At 69.0% G+C, this 15469-nt stretch carries 16 protein-coding genes; 10 read left to right on the top strand and 6 right to left on the bottom strand.

Translation table 11 applies throughout. The features are described 5' to 3' along the window. Window positions 1-27 precede the first annotated feature (27 nt). The 4 genes from gnd to Q8W67_RS06965 all read left to right on the top strand — a co-directional run bounded on the left by gnd (window position 28) and on the right by Q8W67_RS06965 (window position 3762). Complete coding sequence (gene gnd / locus Q8W67_RS06980; RefSeq protein ID WP_305542802.1) at window positions 28-1008, top strand: phosphogluconate dehydrogenase (NAD(+)-dependent, decarboxylating); 981 nt, start codon at window positions 28-30, stop codon at window positions 1006-1008. Between the two features lie 21 nt (window positions 1009-1029). Next, window positions 1030-1755: a 6-phosphogluconolactonase gene (gene pgl / locus Q8W67_RS06975; RefSeq protein ID WP_305542799.1), complete on the top strand. Its 726-nt coding sequence runs from the start codon at window positions 1030-1032 to the stop codon at window positions 1753-1755. A gap of 114 nt (window positions 1756-1869) precedes the next feature. Beyond that, window positions 1870-2940, top strand: coding sequence for an HD-GYP domain-containing protein (locus Q8W67_RS06970; RefSeq protein ID WP_305542798.1), 1071 nt, complete (start codon window positions 1870-1872; stop codon window positions 2938-2940). Between the two features lie 303 nt (window positions 2941-3243). After that, the gene (locus tag Q8W67_RS06965; RefSeq protein ID WP_305542796.1) at window positions 3244-3762 is read left to right on the top strand and encodes a cysteine dioxygenase family protein; all 519 of its coding nucleotides are present in this window, start codon (window positions 3244-3246) and stop codon (window positions 3760-3762) included. Window positions 3763-3785: 23 nt separating this feature from the next. Here the strand turns inward: Q8W67_RS06965 and Q8W67_RS06960 are convergent, their stop codons facing one another. Beyond that, window positions 3786-4247 carry an Lrp/AsnC family transcriptional regulator gene (locus Q8W67_RS06960; protein ID WP_305542794.1) on the bottom strand — a complete coding sequence of 154 codons (462 nt, stop codon included), beginning with the start codon at window positions 4245-4247 and terminating at the stop codon, window positions 3786-3788. A 38-nt stretch (window positions 4248-4285) separates the two neighbouring features. Then, on the bottom strand, window positions 4286-5410 hold the full coding sequence (locus tag Q8W67_RS06955) for a 2'-deoxycytidine 5'-triphosphate deaminase (protein WP_305542791.1): 1125 nt from the start codon (window positions 5408-5410) through the stop codon (window positions 4286-4288). Between the two features lie 267 nt (window positions 5411-5677). Between Q8W67_RS06955 and apaG the strand changes: the two genes are divergently transcribed. Genes apaG through speG form a run of 3 tightly spaced genes read left to right on the top strand, consistent with a single transcriptional unit; the run spans window position 5678 to window position 7838 of the window. After that, window positions 5678-6070: a Co2+/Mg2+ efflux protein ApaG gene (gene apaG / locus Q8W67_RS06950; RefSeq protein WP_305542788.1), complete on the top strand. Its 393-nt coding sequence runs from the start codon at window positions 5678-5680 to the stop codon at window positions 6068-6070. Between the two features lie 35 nt (window positions 6071-6105). Beyond that, window positions 6106-7275, top strand: coding sequence for an acetylornithine deacetylase (gene argE, locus Q8W67_RS06945; protein ID WP_305542785.1), 1170 nt, complete (start codon window positions 6106-6108; stop codon window positions 7273-7275). A gap of 14 nt (window positions 7276-7289) precedes the next feature. Then, the gene (gene speG, locus Q8W67_RS06940; protein ID WP_305542990.1) at window positions 7290-7838 is read left to right on the top strand and encodes a spermidine N1-acetyltransferase; all 549 of its coding nucleotides are present in this window, start codon (window positions 7290-7292) and stop codon (window positions 7836-7838) included. 44 nt (window positions 7839-7882) lie between these two features. Here the strand turns inward: speG and Q8W67_RS06935 are convergent, their stop codons facing one another. The 4 genes from Q8W67_RS06935 to Q8W67_RS06920 all read right to left on the bottom strand — a co-directional run bounded on the left by Q8W67_RS06935 (window position 7883) and on the right by Q8W67_RS06920 (window position 12905). After that, window positions 7883-9070, bottom strand: coding sequence for a hypothetical protein (locus Q8W67_RS06935; protein ID WP_305542783.1), 1188 nt, complete (start codon window positions 9068-9070; stop codon window positions 7883-7885). A 171-nt stretch (window positions 9071-9241) separates the two neighbouring features. Further along, the gene (locus Q8W67_RS06930) at window positions 9242-10273 is read right to left on the bottom strand and encodes an Hsp33 family molecular chaperone (RefSeq protein ID WP_305542780.1); all 1032 of its coding nucleotides are present in this window, start codon (window positions 10271-10273) and stop codon (window positions 9242-9244) included. Between the two features lie 285 nt (window positions 10274-10558). Then, window positions 10559-11539, bottom strand: a complete 981-nt coding sequence (gene argF / locus Q8W67_RS06925) for an ornithine carbamoyltransferase (protein ID WP_305542769.1) — start codon at window positions 11537-11539, stop codon at window positions 10559-10561. 175 nt (window positions 11540-11714) lie between these two features. Beyond that, window positions 11715-12905 carry an aspartate aminotransferase family protein gene (locus Q8W67_RS06920; protein ID WP_305542766.1) on the bottom strand — a complete coding sequence of 397 codons (1191 nt, stop codon included), beginning with the start codon at window positions 12903-12905 and terminating at the stop codon, window positions 11715-11717. Between the two features lie 273 nt (window positions 12906-13178). Here Q8W67_RS06920 and Q8W67_RS06915 point away from each other — a divergent pair, with 273 nt between their 5' ends. The 3 genes from Q8W67_RS06915 (at window position 13179) to Q8W67_RS06905 (ending at window position 15154) form a co-directional block, all read left to right on the top strand. Beyond that, entirely contained in the window at window positions 13179-13652 is a 474-nt protein-coding gene (locus Q8W67_RS06915) for a RidA family protein (protein WP_305542763.1), read from the top strand. Between the two features lie 2 nt (window positions 13653-13654). After that, window positions 13655-14404 (top strand): glycerophosphodiester phosphodiesterase family protein, encoded by a 750-nt coding sequence (locus Q8W67_RS06910; RefSeq protein ID WP_305542759.1) that lies wholly within the window; start codon window positions 13655-13657, stop codon window positions 14402-14404. 204 nt (window positions 14405-14608) lie between these two features. After that, on the top strand, window positions 14609-15154 hold the full coding sequence (locus Q8W67_RS06905; protein ID WP_305542756.1) for a BLUF domain-containing protein: 546 nt from the start codon (window positions 14609-14611) through the stop codon (window positions 15152-15154). The last annotated feature ends 315 nt before the right edge of the window (window positions 15155-15469 follow it).

Here is a 15469-nt window from a genome sequence, read left to right as displayed (position 1 = left end):
GGGGGCGATCGGTAAGGGAAGGCAGCAATGCAACTCGGCATGATCGGCCTCGGCCGGATGGGCGGCAACATCGTCCGGCGTCTCCTGCGGGACGGGCACCAAGCCGTGGTGTTCGACCAGAACCCGGCGGCCGTCGAGGCGCTGGCGGAGGCCGGCGCCGTCGGCGCGTCGAGCCTGGAGGATTTGGTCTCCAAGCTGGAGGTGCCGCGCGCGGCCTGGGTGATGCTGCCGGCGGGCGCGATCACCGAGAAGACGGTCCAGACGCTCGCAGGCCTGATGCAGGCCGGCGACTGCATCATCGACGGCGGCAACTCCTTCTACGGCGATGACGTGCGGCGCGGGATCGCGCTGAAGGAGAAGGGCCTGCACTACGTCGATGTCGGTACCTCGGGCGGCGTCTGGGGTCTGGAGCGCGGCTATTGCATGATGATCGGCGGCGACACCGAGACGGTCGACCGCCTCGACCCGATCTTCAAGACCCTGGCGCCGGGGATCGGCGACATCCCGAAGACGCCCAACCGCGAGGGCCGCGACCCGCGGGCCGAGCACGGCTACATCCATGCCGGGCCCACCGGCGCCGGCCATTTCGTGAAGATGATCCACAACGGCATCGAGTACGGCCTCATGCAGGCCTATGCCGAGGGCTTCGACATCCTGCGCCACGCCAATGCCGAGGCCCTGCCGGCCGAGCGCCGCTTCGATCTGAACATCGGCGATATCGCCGAGGTCTGGCGGCGCGGCAGCGTCGTCTCCTCCTGGCTGCTCGACCTGACCGCCCAGGCCCTCGCCGGCGACGAGCGACTCGAGGCGTTCTCGGGCTATGTCGAGGATTCCGGCGAGGGCCGCTGGACGATCAATGCGGCGATCGAGGAGGGCGTACCCGCTACCGTCCTCTCCAATGCCCTCTACAGCCGTTTCCGCTCTCGCGAGCAGGCGAGCTACGCCGACAAGCTCCTCTCGGCCATGCGCAAGGGCTTCGGCGGCCACCAGGAACCCAAGAAGTCCTGACCCAGCCCGAGAGGCGCCCGCATGAGCCTTCCCGCCGGAACTCTTGTCCTGGCCGACCCGCAAGCGGTCGCCCGCGAGGCCGCTGAGCGGCTGATCGCGGCCTGCGGCGAGACCGCCGCCGAGCGGATCGCGATCTGCCTGTCCGGCGGCTCGACGCCGAAGGTGCTCTACGGCCTTCTCGCCGGACCGGACTTTGCCGCTCGGGTCCCTTGGGAGCGGATCCACTGGTTCTTCGGTGACGACCGGGTGGTCCCGTGGGACGACGCGCGCAGCAACGTGCGGATGGTCCGCGAGGCGTTCGGCCACGGCTCCCGGATACCGCCCACTCATCTGTGCTTCATGCCCTCCGAAGACGGCGCGGAGGCCGGCGCCCGGGCCTACGAGCGCTCCTTGCTCGATTTCTATGGTGCCGATGCGCTCGATCCGGCCCGCCCGCTGTTCGATCTGGTGCTGCTCGGACTCGGCGAAGACGGGCACACCGCCTCCCTGTTCCCTGGCAAGCCGGCGGTTTCCGAGACCCTGCGTCTCGTGGCGCCCGTGCCCGAAGCCGGCTTGGCGCCGTTCGTGCCGCGCATCACGCTGACCCTGCCGGCGCTGGGCTCCGCGCGGCATGTGCTGTTCCTGGTCACCGGCGCCGGCAAGCGCGATCCCCTGGCCCGCCTCGCTGCCGGCGAGGACCTGCCCGCGGGCCGCGTGACCAGTGTGGGCGACGTGGCGTGGCTGCTCGATGAGGCTGCGGCGCGCTGACCTTGCGCGCGGGGCGTTACGGTCTGGCAAGCTCGGTGTGGTACCGATGCATGTCGGCTGCGCCGTTCGGACCCGACCGCGTCGCCGTGGCGGTCCATTACCACGAAGGGCCAGATGCGCGCGGGCACCCTCGTCCTCTACACCGATCAGCCGGCGCGCCGCGCCGACCTCCGGCTCGCGCTCCAGCAGATCGCACCGTGCGCCGTGCTCGACGCCGCCGCGATGCCGCCCTCCGGACCCTGCCTTGCCCTCGTCGCGGATCTCGACCTTCTGCAGCCTTCGCCGCTCGTCGGCCTCCGGACTCTGATCGCCGAAACCCCCGCGCTGCCGCGGGTCTTCCTGATGCGCAGCATGGGCGAGCGGAGCCTGTCGGCTGCGCGCAGCCTCGGCGCGCGGCTCTGCCTGCCGATGGATACGCCCGCCGAAACCGTGGTCGAGGCCCTGCGCGCCCAGCTCTCGCCGCCGGCACCTAAGCGGGGACCTGACCAGCGCGCGGCCGGCGCCCCGCTGATCGTGCAGGCCGCCGACCAGGCGGGCGCGGTCATCGCCAAGCTCCTCGACGCCGCACGCGGTTCCGGGACGGTCGATGCCACGCTCGTCGACCGCAGCCTCGATCCGATCCTCGGGGCGATTGGCCAGGGAGGCCTCACCGCTTGGCTCGATACGGTGCGCGCGTACGACGACGCCACCTATCAGCACTGCCTCCTGGTAGCGGGCCTCGCCGCGACCTTCGCGATCGACCTCGGTTTCTCGGCGGCCGACCGCCAGCAGCTCGTGCGCGCCGCCCTGGTCCATGATGTCGGCAAGGCCAAGATCCCGCTGGAGATCCTGAACAAGGCCGGCCCCCTCGACCCGGCGGAGCGGGCCGTGATGCGTGAGCACGCAGTGCTCGGTCACGAGATCCTGGTCCGTGCCGGTGGCTTCGACGATGCCGTGCTGGCGGTGGTGCGCCACCATCACGAGCTGCTCGACGGCTCGGGCTATCCGGACGGGCTTGCGGGCGACGCCATCGACGACATCGTCCGCCTGATCACCGTCTGCGACGTCTATGCGGCCCTGGTGGAGCGCCGTCCCTACCGGGCGCCGATGCCGGCCGCCGAGGCCTTGAAGATCCTGAAAGGCATGGACGGTAAGCTCGACGCCGCCCTGGTGCGCGCCTTCGAGCGTTCCGTCGCGGGGTCCTGATCCGCGTCCCGCGATCCGGGCGCGGCCAAGCCCCTGTCCGACATGGTCATGCACTACCCGACGCTTCGTCCTGCCTGCGCCCGAGCCGCCGGGCAACCGCGCCGTTGCGGGGGTTCCGCCCCCGTCGCGCGCGTACCAACATGACGGCGAGCGAGTGCGAAACGAAATTCTGCCTCTGCCCCGATCTGCGCAATGGCATTGCCGTATCTGCCGCTTGGGCGGGAAACTTCGCAACCGTTCGCCGGCGGCGGCGGGCTAGGCTCTTCGCTGGCCGACGGAGCGTGTCAAAGGAGACCGAGTATCATGCCGCTGACCATGCCGCCCGAGGTCGAAGCGACGATGGCGGACCTCGCCGTGTCTGCCCGGCACTCCCCGGACGCCTATCTGGCCGCGGCTCGGTCGAGCCTGCTGCGGCTGCTGGCGCGCCCGGCACTGCTCGACCGGACGCGGCTCGTCCGCCAGAGCGGGGATCTCGGCCGCAATCTGCTGTTCGGGACGGAAGAGATCAGCGTCTGGGCAATGGTGTGGAGCCCCGGGGCCGTCACGCCCGTGCACGACCATTGTTGCTCCTGCTGCTTCGGCCTGCTGACCGGCCGCCTGCGCGAGACGTGGTACCGCCCGATCAGCGACACGCACGCGGTCGCCTCCAGGGATGCGGTCCGTGAGCCGGGCTATGTCGCCTGCATGATGCCCTCGGGACCAAATCTGCACCGGATCGCCAATGACGGCCCTGACGAGGCCATCTCGATCCACGTCTACGGGTATGATCACCGGGCCCAATCGTCCTCGATCCACCGCACCTACGCGGTTGCGGCCGCCTGAAGCGCGAGGTCGGGCTTCGGGCCCTACTCCACGTAGATCGTCGGTACGGCGGTCGTGTATTTCAACTCCTCCATGGCGATGGAGGAGGAGAGGTTCGAGAAGTCGAGCTTGGCGATGAGGCGCTGGTAGACGGCGTCGTAGGCCTCGATGTCGGGCACGACGATGCGGAGCAGGTAGTCGACTTCGCCGGTGAGGCGCCACGCCTCGACGATCTCCGGGAAACCGGAGACGACCCGTCGGAACGCGTCGGACCAGTCGGCGGCGTGGCGGGGTGCCTTAACCGCCACGAACACCGTGGTGGAGACGTTGACCTTACGGCGATCGACCAGCGCGACGCGGCGCCGGATCACGCCCGAGGCCTCCAGCTTCTTGACCCGGCGCCAGCAGGGCGCCACGCTCACGCCCACCCGCTCGGCCAACGCGGCAACCGGCAGCGAGGCATCCTGCTGGAGGACGTCCAGGATCTTCCGGTCCACCGCATCCATGCGATCGATGCTCCCGTCCGGTTTCCGGGCCGACGCGCCTACAGGGAGAAGTGTTTCGAGAGCTTCAGTCCCTGGGCTTGGTAGTTCGAGCCCGCGCCCGCCCCGTAGAGCGTGCCCGGCACCGCCAGCATGCGCTCGTAGACGAGCCGGCCGACGATCTGCCCGTCCTCCAGCAGGAACGGCACGTCGCGCGAGCGCACCTCCAGCACGGCGCGGGCGCCCTCGCCGCCGGCCCCGGCATGGCCGAAGCCCGGATCGAAGAAGCCGGCGTAGTGCACCCGGAACTCGCCCACCAGGGGATCGAACGGCACCATCTCGGCGGCGTGGTCGGGCGGCACCTGCACCGATTCCTTGGAGGCCAGAATGTAGAACTGTCCGGGATCGAGGATCAGGCTGCCCGATCCGTCGGCCGCCAGCTGCTCCCAGAAGTCTGCGGCGCGGTGCCGGCCCGGTGCGTCCACGTCGACGAGACCGGTATGGCGCTTGGCCCGGTAGCCGATCAGGCCGTCGAAGCCGGACAGGTCCACCGAGACCGCCACGCCGCCCTGGAAGGACGGGCTGCCCACGTCGACCAGCGCCGATCGCGCGTGCAGCAGGCCGAGTTCCGACTCCGTCAGCCGCGGCGCCCCGCGGCGGAAGCGGATCTGGGACAGGCGCGAGCCGGTCCGGACCAGAACCGGGAAGGTGCGCGGCGATATCTCCGCGTAGAGCGGGCCGCGATATCCGGGCTCGACCTGATCGAACGCCTCGCCCCGGTCCGTGATCACCCGGGTGAACACGTCGATGCGCCCGGTGGAGCTTTTCGGGTTCGCGGCCGCCGCCAGATCGCCCGGCAGCGCCAGGCTTTCCTGCAATTCGGCGATGTAGACGCAGCCCGTCTCCAGCACGGCACCGGGGCGCAGGTCGATCGCGTGCAGCGACAGACGCGCGACGCAGGCCTGGACGGTGCGGGTGGCCCCGGGCAGAAAGCTCGTGCGCACCCGGTAGGCCTTCGCGCCGAGGCGCAGGTCGAGGCTCGCGGGCTGGATCTGGTCGCTCGCGAAGGCGCTCGCAGCCCGGATGCCGCCCGCTTCGGCGAGGGCGGCGATCGCCTGGGCCGGCAGGATGCCGGCGCGGGTCTCCGCGCCCGGATCGGCGTCCTGCATGCCTGCGCCCGCGTTCATCGCGCCTCGACTCCCTCGCGCGCTCCCCGCCGGATCCGCGTCGTCGTACGTTCTCTGCCCGGACTGGCTAATGTGGGCTTAACCCAACTTGTCCCAGCATGCACCCGTCCGCCGCGGTGGCGTCTCGGAAGTGGCTGGACACATCCTCCTTGCGAGGTAGTCCGCCGCAATTGACGCCGATTCCGCCGCCTACTACCACGCCACTGTGAGGCGCGTTCAATTCGTCTTCAACGAATCGCACGGTCCGAAGAAGGGACTAATAGGGCGATGTACAAGGCCGAGACGCGGGGAATTAGTGTGACCGTCCAACCGCGCTTCGTGGAGGAGGAATCCTCTCCGAACGAAAGTCGCTATTTCTTCGCCTACACGGTTGAGATCGTGAACAATGGCAGCGAGCAGGTTCAGCTGCGGTCCCGCCACTGGCGCATCATCGATGGGCACGGCGCCTGCCAGGAGGTGCGCGGCACGGGCGTCGTCGGGAAGCAGCCGGTGCTGGAGCCGGGCGAGTCGTTCTGCTACACGAGCGGATGCCCGCTCAACACGCCCGACGGGCTGATGGCCGGCAGCTACACCATGGCGACGGTGGCCGGCGAGAGCTTCGAGGCCGAGATCCCCGCCTTCTCCCTCGACAGCCCCCACGTGCGCCGCAGCCTGCACTGAGGTCCCGGTCTCGGGGCCTCGCTCCGGAGGGATCCATGCTTGGGAACGGCGAGCGCTTCAGCCCGCTCGACATGCTCGCCCGCCTCGTGTCCTTCGACACTGAGAGCGACAAGCCGAATCTTGCCCTGATCGATTTCGTCTGCAGCTATCTGGAGGGCTGGGGCGTCCCCTGTCTGCGCCTGCCCAATGCGACAGGCGACAAGGCGGCCGTGTTCGCCACGATCGGCCCGGCGATCGATGGCGGCGTCGTGCTCTCCGGCCATACCGACGTGGTCCCTGTGGCCGGCCAGTCCTGGAGCAGCGACCCGTTCGTGCTGCGGGTTGCCGATGGCCGGGTCTACGGCCGCGGCGCCGTCGACATGAAGGGCTTCGACGCGCTGGTACTGGCGCTGGTGCCCGATATGCTCGCGGCGGATCTCAAGCGGCCGATCCACATCCTGCTCTCCTACGACGAGGAGACGACCTGCCTCGGTTCGATGGACGCGATCGCCCGGTTCGGCGCCGACGTGCCGCGGCCGGGCGCCGTGATCGTCGGCGAGCCGACCGGCATGGAGGTGGCCGACGCACACAAGAGCATCGTCACCTGCCTCACCACCGTGCACGGGCACGAGGCCCACTCCGCCCGGCCGGCGCTCGGGGCGAATGCGGTGGCGGCCGCCTGTGAACTCGTTGCCGGCCTCAACCGGATCGCCGATCTGATGATTGAGCGCGGCGACCCATCGGGGCGTTTCGATCCCGCCGCCACCACGGTCCATGTCGGCACGATCCATGGCGGCACGGCCCGTAACATCCTCGCCAAGGTGTGCCGCTTCCATTGGGAGTATCGGGGCCTGCCGGACCTCGATCCGGGCGAGATCCCACGTCTGTTTGCGGACGAGGTCGAGAGGGTCACGCGCGAACGGCTGAATCGCTACGGTGATTATGGGCGCATCGAGACTCTCGAGGAGGTCGACATCCCGGGCTTGGCGCCGGAAGCCGGCTCGGAGGCCGAGCGACTCGGCCTGCGTCTCGCCGGGCGGAACCGTACCATTGCGGTGCCCTATGCCACCGAGGCCGGGCGCTTCCAGCGGGCCGGCATCCCGACGATCGTCTGCGGGCCCGGGGACATCGCACAGGCTCACCAGCCGGACGAGTTCATCACCCTCGACGCCCTCCGCCGAGGCGAACGGTTCCTGCGAGCCCTGATCGAGGCCTGTGCGTCATGAACGCGCTCTCTGGAATCACCATCAAGCTGCGGCCCCTGGAGCGCGAGGACCTGCGCTTCGTGCATCAGCTCAACAACAACGACAGCATCATGCGCTACTGGTTCGAGGAGGCTTATGAGTCCTTCGCCGAACTGCAGCAGCTCTATGAGCGCAACATCCACAACCAGACCGAGCGGCGCTTCATCGTGGCCGATCCATCCGGAGAGCCGGCGGGGCTGATCGAGCTCGTCGAGATCAACCACCTGCATCGCCGCTGCGAGTTCCAGATCGCGATCCATCCGAGCTTCCAGGGCCGGGGTTACGCGTGGCAGGCGACCCGGATTGCCATGGATTACGCCTTCAGCGTGCTCAACATCCACAAGCTCTACCTGCACGTCGACCGGGACAATGGACGGGCTGTGCGCATCTACGAGCGTTGCGGCTTCCGCCCGGAGGGCGTGCTCAAGGACGAGTTCTTCGTGAACGGCCGCTATCGCGACGCCGTGCGGATGTGCTTGTTCCAGCCGGACTATCTCAAGGCCCGGGGCAGCGGCGACATCGCCGAACCCGTGCTCAAGGCCTGAGGGAGGGGCCGCAACGGGCCCCTCCCCTTGAAGGTCAGAGCCGATCAGCGGCCGGCACCTGGCTCGCGTCCGGCCTTGCCGGCGCCCTGGCCGCCACCCATGCCACCACCTTGGCCGCCGCGCTCGGCGCCGGACATCCGACCGCCCTCGTTGCCGGCCGGCTTCGTGGCGCCCTGCTGGCCGCCGCGATCAGAGACGTTCCGGATCCCGTCCTGCTGGCCGCCGCGCATGTCGCTGTTGCGCATGCCGTTGCCCTTGCCGTCCCCCTTTCCGTCGCGACCGGCTGTCCGATCCATGCCCCGGTCGGCGCCGCGATCCATCGCCCGGCCCTCGTTGCGCGATGCGTTCCGGACACCGTCACGCCCGCCGCGGGCGTCGAATCGCGCGCTCGCGCGGTTTTCCGTGCGGAAGCTGGCATTGACCGTGCCCCCGCCGCTGAGGCGACGATATTCGTCGGAGCCGTAGCGGACGCGGTGGCCGCGGATGGTCACGAACCGATCCTCTTGTACCGACACGAGGCGCCGATACTCGGGCGAGCCGTAGAGGACGCGGTGACCGCGGATCACCACATAGCGCTCCCGTGGGCCGTGCTCGCGGATGCTGACGAGACGCCGGTACTCGGGTGAGCCGTAGAGGACGCGCTGACCGCGGATGACCACATAACGTACGCGCGGGCCGCGGTTCTCGGTGACGATCAGCCGCCGGTATTCGGGCGAGCCGTACACCACTCGACGACCGCCGATGACCACGTAGCGCCCTTCTCGGCGGAAGCCGCCCGCGACCCGGTCGGAACGCACATCGGTGCGGCTGCTGACATCCGTACGTCCGCGGAAGCCGGCGCGGTCGCCACGATGTTCGCCACGGCCATCGCGCTCGGCGCGCGCGCCGGTGCGATCACCGCGGTCAGCCCGGTCTGCACGGGCGCCATCGCGGTCGCCTCGGTCTTGACCGGCACGACCCCGGTCCTGAGCCATCCTGCCCTCGCCGCCGGCATCGCGTCCGGCCTCACGGCCCTGTGCGGACCGGCCCGTCTCGGCGCCGCTTTGGCCGGCGTTGGCGCGCGTGTCGGATTGCATGGCACCGCGTTCGCCGCCGGCCTTCATGCTCGACTCGGTCCCGCCCTGGCTGGCACGACCACCAGCTGCAGGGCTACGCTCCGCGCCGCCCTGCTGCTGCGCATAGACCGAGGTACTGACCAGCAGCGCGGCCAATCCAATCGACAACCTTCGCATGGCAAATCCTCCAAAGTTGAATCTGCCACGCAACGTCGAAGGTCGCGGAATGGTTCGCACCGAAAGCGCCAAAAATTCACGCAACGAATACCGATATTCGAGCGTTAAAGGGTGGAAGCTTGGCCATAAGGTGGCGGCGTGATCGATCCTTTGCAGCGAACGGCCTTGGATCTACTGATTCGGCTGGGCGCCGATTTCCGACTCGACCTCCTGCGGATCGAGGTCGTAGCGCCGGGAACAGAATTCGCAGGTGATGACGATGCGGCCGTCATCCGCCACCATGTCGCGCCGCTCCTGCGGCGAGAACGAGCGGATCATCCCCATCACGCGTTCCCGCGAGCAACGGCAGGTCTCGCGCACCGGCTGGCGGTCGAAGACCCGCACGCCGCGCTCATGGAACAGGCGGTAGAGCAGGCGCTCGCTCGACACGTGGGGATCGACCAGTTCGTGGTCCTCCACGGTCCCGACCAGGGAGCGCGCCTCGACCCAGGCATCGTCCTCGGCTGCCTCGCCGGAGAGGTGCGTATGGCCTTCCGGGATGTCACCCGGCGGCAGGTCGGCCAAGCGGGCCCGATCGATCGACTGGGGCAGGAACTGCACGAGCAGGCCGCCCGCCCGCCAGCGTCCCGCGCCCTCCTCCACGGCCTCGGCCACAGCGAGGCGCACCTGCGTGGGGATCTGCTCGGATTGGCGGAAATACTGGTGTGCTGCCTCCTCGAGGCTCTGGCCCTCGAGGGCGACGACACCCTGGTAGCGGCTGGCGGTGGTGCCCTGGTCGATGGTCATGGCCAGATGTCCAGACCCGATCAGCTCGGCATCCTTCAGCGGGCCGGAGCCTAGGGCGACGACCCGTTCGGCGTCGAACCGGGCGGTGGCGCGCAGGCGGTCCGGCGCCTCGAAGTCGACCACGATCATCGCCACCGGGCCATCGGTCTTGGTCTGGAGCTGGAAACGCCCCTCGAATTTCAGCGACGAGCCGAGCAGCACCGTCAGGGCTGCCGCCTCGCCGAGCAGCCGGGCCACGGGATCGGGGTAGCCATGCCGGCGCAGGATCGTATCCACGGACGGGCCGAGCCGGACCACGCGCCCGCGTACGTCGAGCGCCTCGACGGCAAAGGGCAGCACGGCGTCGTCCTCGCCGGCATGGCCGTTCCCGCCATGCTGGTGCTGCGGCTGGGTTTGCGACTCTGTTCCTGAGGTCATGCCCTCTCCGATCGATACGTCCTGCCCCCGCGGCGGCCGCTCCGGCGAGGCCGGGCACGGATTCCTCTCGCGTGCGGAGAGGGATGGCGTGAGGAATGTGACCTGTCCGGATAGATCTGATCCCTCACCCCGCCCGCGCCCGCACAGGAGAGGGAGCGCCATGCGCCACATCCGTCGCGGGGAGACTGCCATCCGGCAGCCGTGATGGGGAAGCGGGCCGCGTGAGCCGCCCGCTCAAGGCCATATGGGGCGCCACTCCCGCGAGCGCGAGCGCGAGCCCGGGGCTCAGCGTGAGCCGTCGTCCAGGCACCAGGCCAGGATCCCCTTCTGCGCGTGCAGGCGGTTCTCGGCCTCGTCGAACACCACCGAATTGGGCCCGTCCATGACCTCGGCCGTTACTTCCTCGCCGCGATGGGCAGGCAGGCAGTGCATGAAGATCGCGTCCGGGTTCGCGGCCGCCATCAGCTTGGCGTTGACCTGGTACGGGCTCAGCAGGTTGTGCCGGTGGCCCTCGTCGTCGTCGCCCATCGACACCCAGCAATCCGTCACCACGGCATCGGCACCCGCCACCGCCGCGAAAGCGTCGGTGGTGACGCGGACCTTCGCACCCTCCTGCTTCGCCCAGGCCATCAGGCCGGGCGGTGGCGCGAGTTCCGGCGGGCTCGCGATGTTGAGGGTGAAGTCGAAGCGTGCGGCCGCGTGGACCCAGCTTGCCAGCACATTGTTGGAATCGCCGGACCACGCAACGGTGCGGCCCTGGATCGGCCCGCGATGCTCCTCGAAGGTCAGCACGTCGGCCATGATCTGGCAGGGATGCGAGACTTTGGTCAGCGCGTTGATCACCGGCACGGTGGCGTGCTCGGCCAGCTCCAGCATCTGACCATGGTCGAGGATGCGGATCATGATCGCGTCGACGAAGCGCGACAGCACTTTGGCCGTGTCGCCGATGGTCTCGCCCCGGCCGAGCTGCATCTCGGAGCCGGTCAGCATCAGGGTCTCTCCGCCGAGCTCACGCATCGCCACGTCGAACGAGACGCGGGTGCGCGTCGAGGGCCGGTCGAACACCATCGCGAGGGTTTTGCCCTCCAGCGGGCGCTCGGTGTCCCGCTGCCCCTTGCTGCGGCGCGCCTTCATGGCGGCGCTCGCGTCGAGGACGCCGCGCAGCTCCGCCCCGGAAAAATCCTTGAGGTCGAGGAAGTGGCGGGGGCCGGCACCGTTCCGGTGCGGGGCCGGGGCGCCCGCCCGGCCGTCAATCTGGGCTTTCATCGCGTCACGTTCGCTAGAGCCTGCTCCACGATCACCTGATCATGAACGACACTCTATCTCCTGGTGAGGGGCATTCTCGTCATGCGCGGCAGGATCCGCCGCGCCCGAAAACGCTTCGCACCGCCAATCGCCGGGTCGCGGCGGCGGACGGTGATTCGAAAAGTGCGGGACCTGCCTACTCGGCGGCCCCGCGCAGGGCTTCGAAGCTGGAGGCGGCCTCGTCCAGCCGCCGGACCGCTTCGTCGATCTCGGCCTCGCCGATGATCAGGGGCGGCAGAAGGCGGACGACGTTGTCGCCGGCCGGAATCACCAGCAGGTGCGCCGCCCGGGCGGCCGCGGCGAAATCGGTGTTCGGCACACCGAGCTTGAGACCGATCATGAGACCCTCGCCGCGTATCTCTTCGACGATGTGCGGGTGCCGGTCACGCAGAGCTGCGAGCTTCTGCTTGAGCAGCAACCCGGAACGGGCGACCCGGTCGAGGAAGCCGTCTTCCAGCACCACGTCCAGCACCGCGTTGCCCACCGCCATGGCGAGCGGGTTGCCGCCGAAGGTCGTGCCGTGGCTGCCCGCCGTCATACCCCGCGCCGCCTCGCGGGTCGCGAGGCAGACGCCCAGCGGGAAGCCGCTACCGATACCCTTGGCCACGCTCATGATGTCCGGGGTGATCCCGGACCATTCGTGGGCGAACAGCTTGCCGGTCCGCCCGACCCCGGTCTGGACCTCGTCCATGATCAGCATCAGGCCGTTCGCGTCGCAGATCTCGCGCAGCCGGCGCAGGTCCGCATGCGGAATCACGCGCACGCCCCCCTCACCCTGGATCGGCTCGATCATCAGCGCGGCCGTCTCCGGCCCGATCATGGCCTCGAGCGCGGCGAAATCCCCGGCCGGGACCTGATCGAAGCCCTCGACCTTGGGGCCGAAGCCCTCGATGTACTTCTGCTGGCCTCCGGCCGCGAGCGTCGCCAGGGTGCGCCCATGGAAGGCGCCCGCGAAGGATATGATCCGGTACCGCTCCGGGTGGCCGCCGGCCGCGTGGTACTTCCGGGCGATCTTGATCGCCGCCTCGTTGGCCTCTGCCCCCGAGTTGCAGAAGAATGCCACGTCCGCGAAGGTCGCGTCCACGAGGCGCTGCCCGAAGCGCTCGCCGCCAGGAATCTCGAACAGATTCGAAGTGTGCCAGAGTCGGGCCGCCTGCTCGGTCAGCGCGCCGACGAGGTGAGGATGGGCGTGGCCGAGGCCGTTGACCGCGATGCCGGAACCGAAGTCGAGGTATCGCTCCCCAGCCTCCGTCACGAGCCAGGCGCCCTCGCCGCGCTCGAAGGCGAGCGGCGCGCGGACGTAGGTCGGCAGAAGGGCTGACGTCACGGGTCCCGTCTCCGTCTCTCAGTAGGGTCCCGGAGCAAGCGTTAGCCGGCTCCAAATGAAAGTGCCGCCTCGTCATGGGCGGCACGCGCGCGATTACTATGAAACGGCCGGCCCCTGTCAACGTTGCAGGGTCCGTGCCGCGCGCGCGGCCGGTCTGCACGAGGCCCCGGCGGCCCCGACTTCTACCCGCTGCTGACGCCCGATCCCCCCTTGCGCGGCGGGGGGCGGCCATGCTCCAGCTCTGGCGGATTTGAGGCAGCGAGGGAGACCCCCATGAGCACGGTCAAGGAACGCCTGGAAGCGCTGGGTCTCGCCCTGCCGAAGGCCGCGGCGCCGGTGGCGAACTACGTGCCGTTCGTGCGCGCCGGCAACCTCGTGGTCATCTCCGGCCAGATCTGCTTCGGGGCGGACGGCACCATCGCATCCGAGCACAAGGGCAAGGTCGGCGGCAGCGTTTCGGCGGAGTCCGGCAAGGCGGCCGCCCAGCTCTCCGCCCTGAACGTCCTCGCGCAGCTCGAGGCCGCGGTCGGCGACCTCGACCGCGCAGTCGTCCAGTGCGTGCGTCTCGGCGGCTTCATCAATGCCGCGCCGGGCTTCTCCGCGGTGGCCGGGGTGATGAACGGCGCGTCCGATCTCATGGTCGAGTTGCTGGGCGACCGGGGCCGCCACGCCCGCTCGACCGTCGGCGTCGCGGAGCTGCCTCTCGACGCGGCGGTCGAGGTCGAAGCGATTTTCGAGGTCCGCTAGCGGTGGCCGCCCCCGACTGGCTCACCGCGCGGCCGATCGCCCATCGCGGGCTTCACGACCGGGCGGCGGGCCGGCCGGAAAACACGCTGGCGGCCGCACTGGCCGCGGTGGCCGGCGGCTTCGCCATCGAGTGCGACGTGCAGGCGAGCGCCGACGGCGAGGCGATGGTGTTCCACGATACCGCCCTGGGTCGGCTGACCGGGGCGCACGAGTCTGTCGCGGCAAAGTCCGCGGCCGAGCTCGGCACCCTCGCCATCGCCGGCACATCGGAGACGATCCCGACCCTGCCGGCTTTCCTGGAGGCGGTGGCCGGGGCGGTGCCCGTGGTGATCGAGGTGAAGTCCCGCTACGACGGCGACCTGCGGCTGACGACCCGCACGGTCGAGATCGCCGCCGCCTATGACGGCCCCGTGGCGCTGAAATCCTTCGATCCGCAGGTGGTTGCGGCTCTGCGCGACCTATGCCCGAAGGCGATGCCCCGCGGGATCGTGGCCGAGACTACCCAGGACGACCCAGCTTATGCCGGCATGCCCTGGGCGACCCGGCGGGCGCTGTCCAACCTGCTGCACTTCGCCGACACCCGGCCAGACTTCCTGTCCTGGCGGGTCGAGGACCTGCCCTGCGCGCCGACCTACCTGTGCCGGCTCCTCGGCAACATCCCTGTGATGGCTTGGACCGTCCGCAACGAAGATCAGCGCACCCGCGCTGGCGCGTACGCCGACCAGATGGTGTTCGAGGGCTTCATCCCGTGAGCGCTTTTGGGATGCCGTGCGCCCGGCGCTGTTGGACCGAGGGCGGCTCTGCAAACAGCCCGACGAGTTCCACGCCGGGCAGGGAAATCCTTTTTTCCAACCCGCCCTGAATCATCAAATCTTAACTGATTCCTTCTCGTCGCGGTCGATACCAGCCGCACTGTGCGAATAAATTCAAGAAGCCTTATCGGTTCGCGGTGCACAGTGCGCTTCGACGCTTGGTGGTACCGCTCTTCGCAGCAGCGTGACTGGCAGTCGTCGTTCCAACCCTTCCCGCTCAAGGTACGGCGCGATTTGATGATCCACCAGCTTGTCTATTACAGCCGCAATACGGTCCCCGGTGACGGCCGGGCCATGCTAACGAATATGCGCGAGATCCTCTCCGCCTCTCAGCGTAATAACAGCCGTGACGGGATCACCGGTTTCCTGATCTTCGACAAGACCTGGTTCGTCCAGATCCTCGAAGGCGAACGCGCTATGGTGACCGGGACCTATAACCGTATCGCGCGTGATCCACGCCACACGGCCGCAGCTATCATCAACGTCAGCGATGTCGAGGCGCGGCTGTTCCCGAACTGGACCATGGGCGGCGCGATGCGCACGCCAGAAGTGCAGGAGATCTATCTGCAGCATGGCTTCGGTGGACCGCTCGAGCCATCCCGTCTGAAAAGCAAGCAGATCGTCGATCTCGCGCTCGATCTACAGGCGTTCGAAGTGGCCAAGCGTCAGAATGCGCGGCTGGCCAGCTGACGGGCGCTGGTCCTAGTCCTCTGTGGCGGTGATGGGCGGTATTCCGATGCTTTTGGAGAGCTGGACCGTCTGGAGCTGAATGAGGCTGATGGCTGCGGCATTCCTTCCGCCGCAGCCGGTTGATCTCCGCGCGTTGAGGCAATCCCGCAATGCCCGCGAATCTGCACCCGTTTTGCCTTTTGAAGGGGGCCCCAGAATCTAAGGTCCCGGCATCGGGACCCGTTCAGAGGCGAAGCCCGAGGGGATGCCTCGACGCCTGTCCGGGAGCAGGGTATCGAGCGACCGAGGTGCGGTCGAATGCCGTCTTTCCCGGCT

This window comes from Methylobacterium sp. NEAU K, from assembly GCF_030700285.1.
In the GTDB taxonomy this organism is placed as follows: domain Bacteria; phylum Pseudomonadota; class Alphaproteobacteria; order Rhizobiales; family Beijerinckiaceae; genus Methylobacterium.
This window is presented reverse-complemented; position numbering and strand designations above follow the sequence as displayed.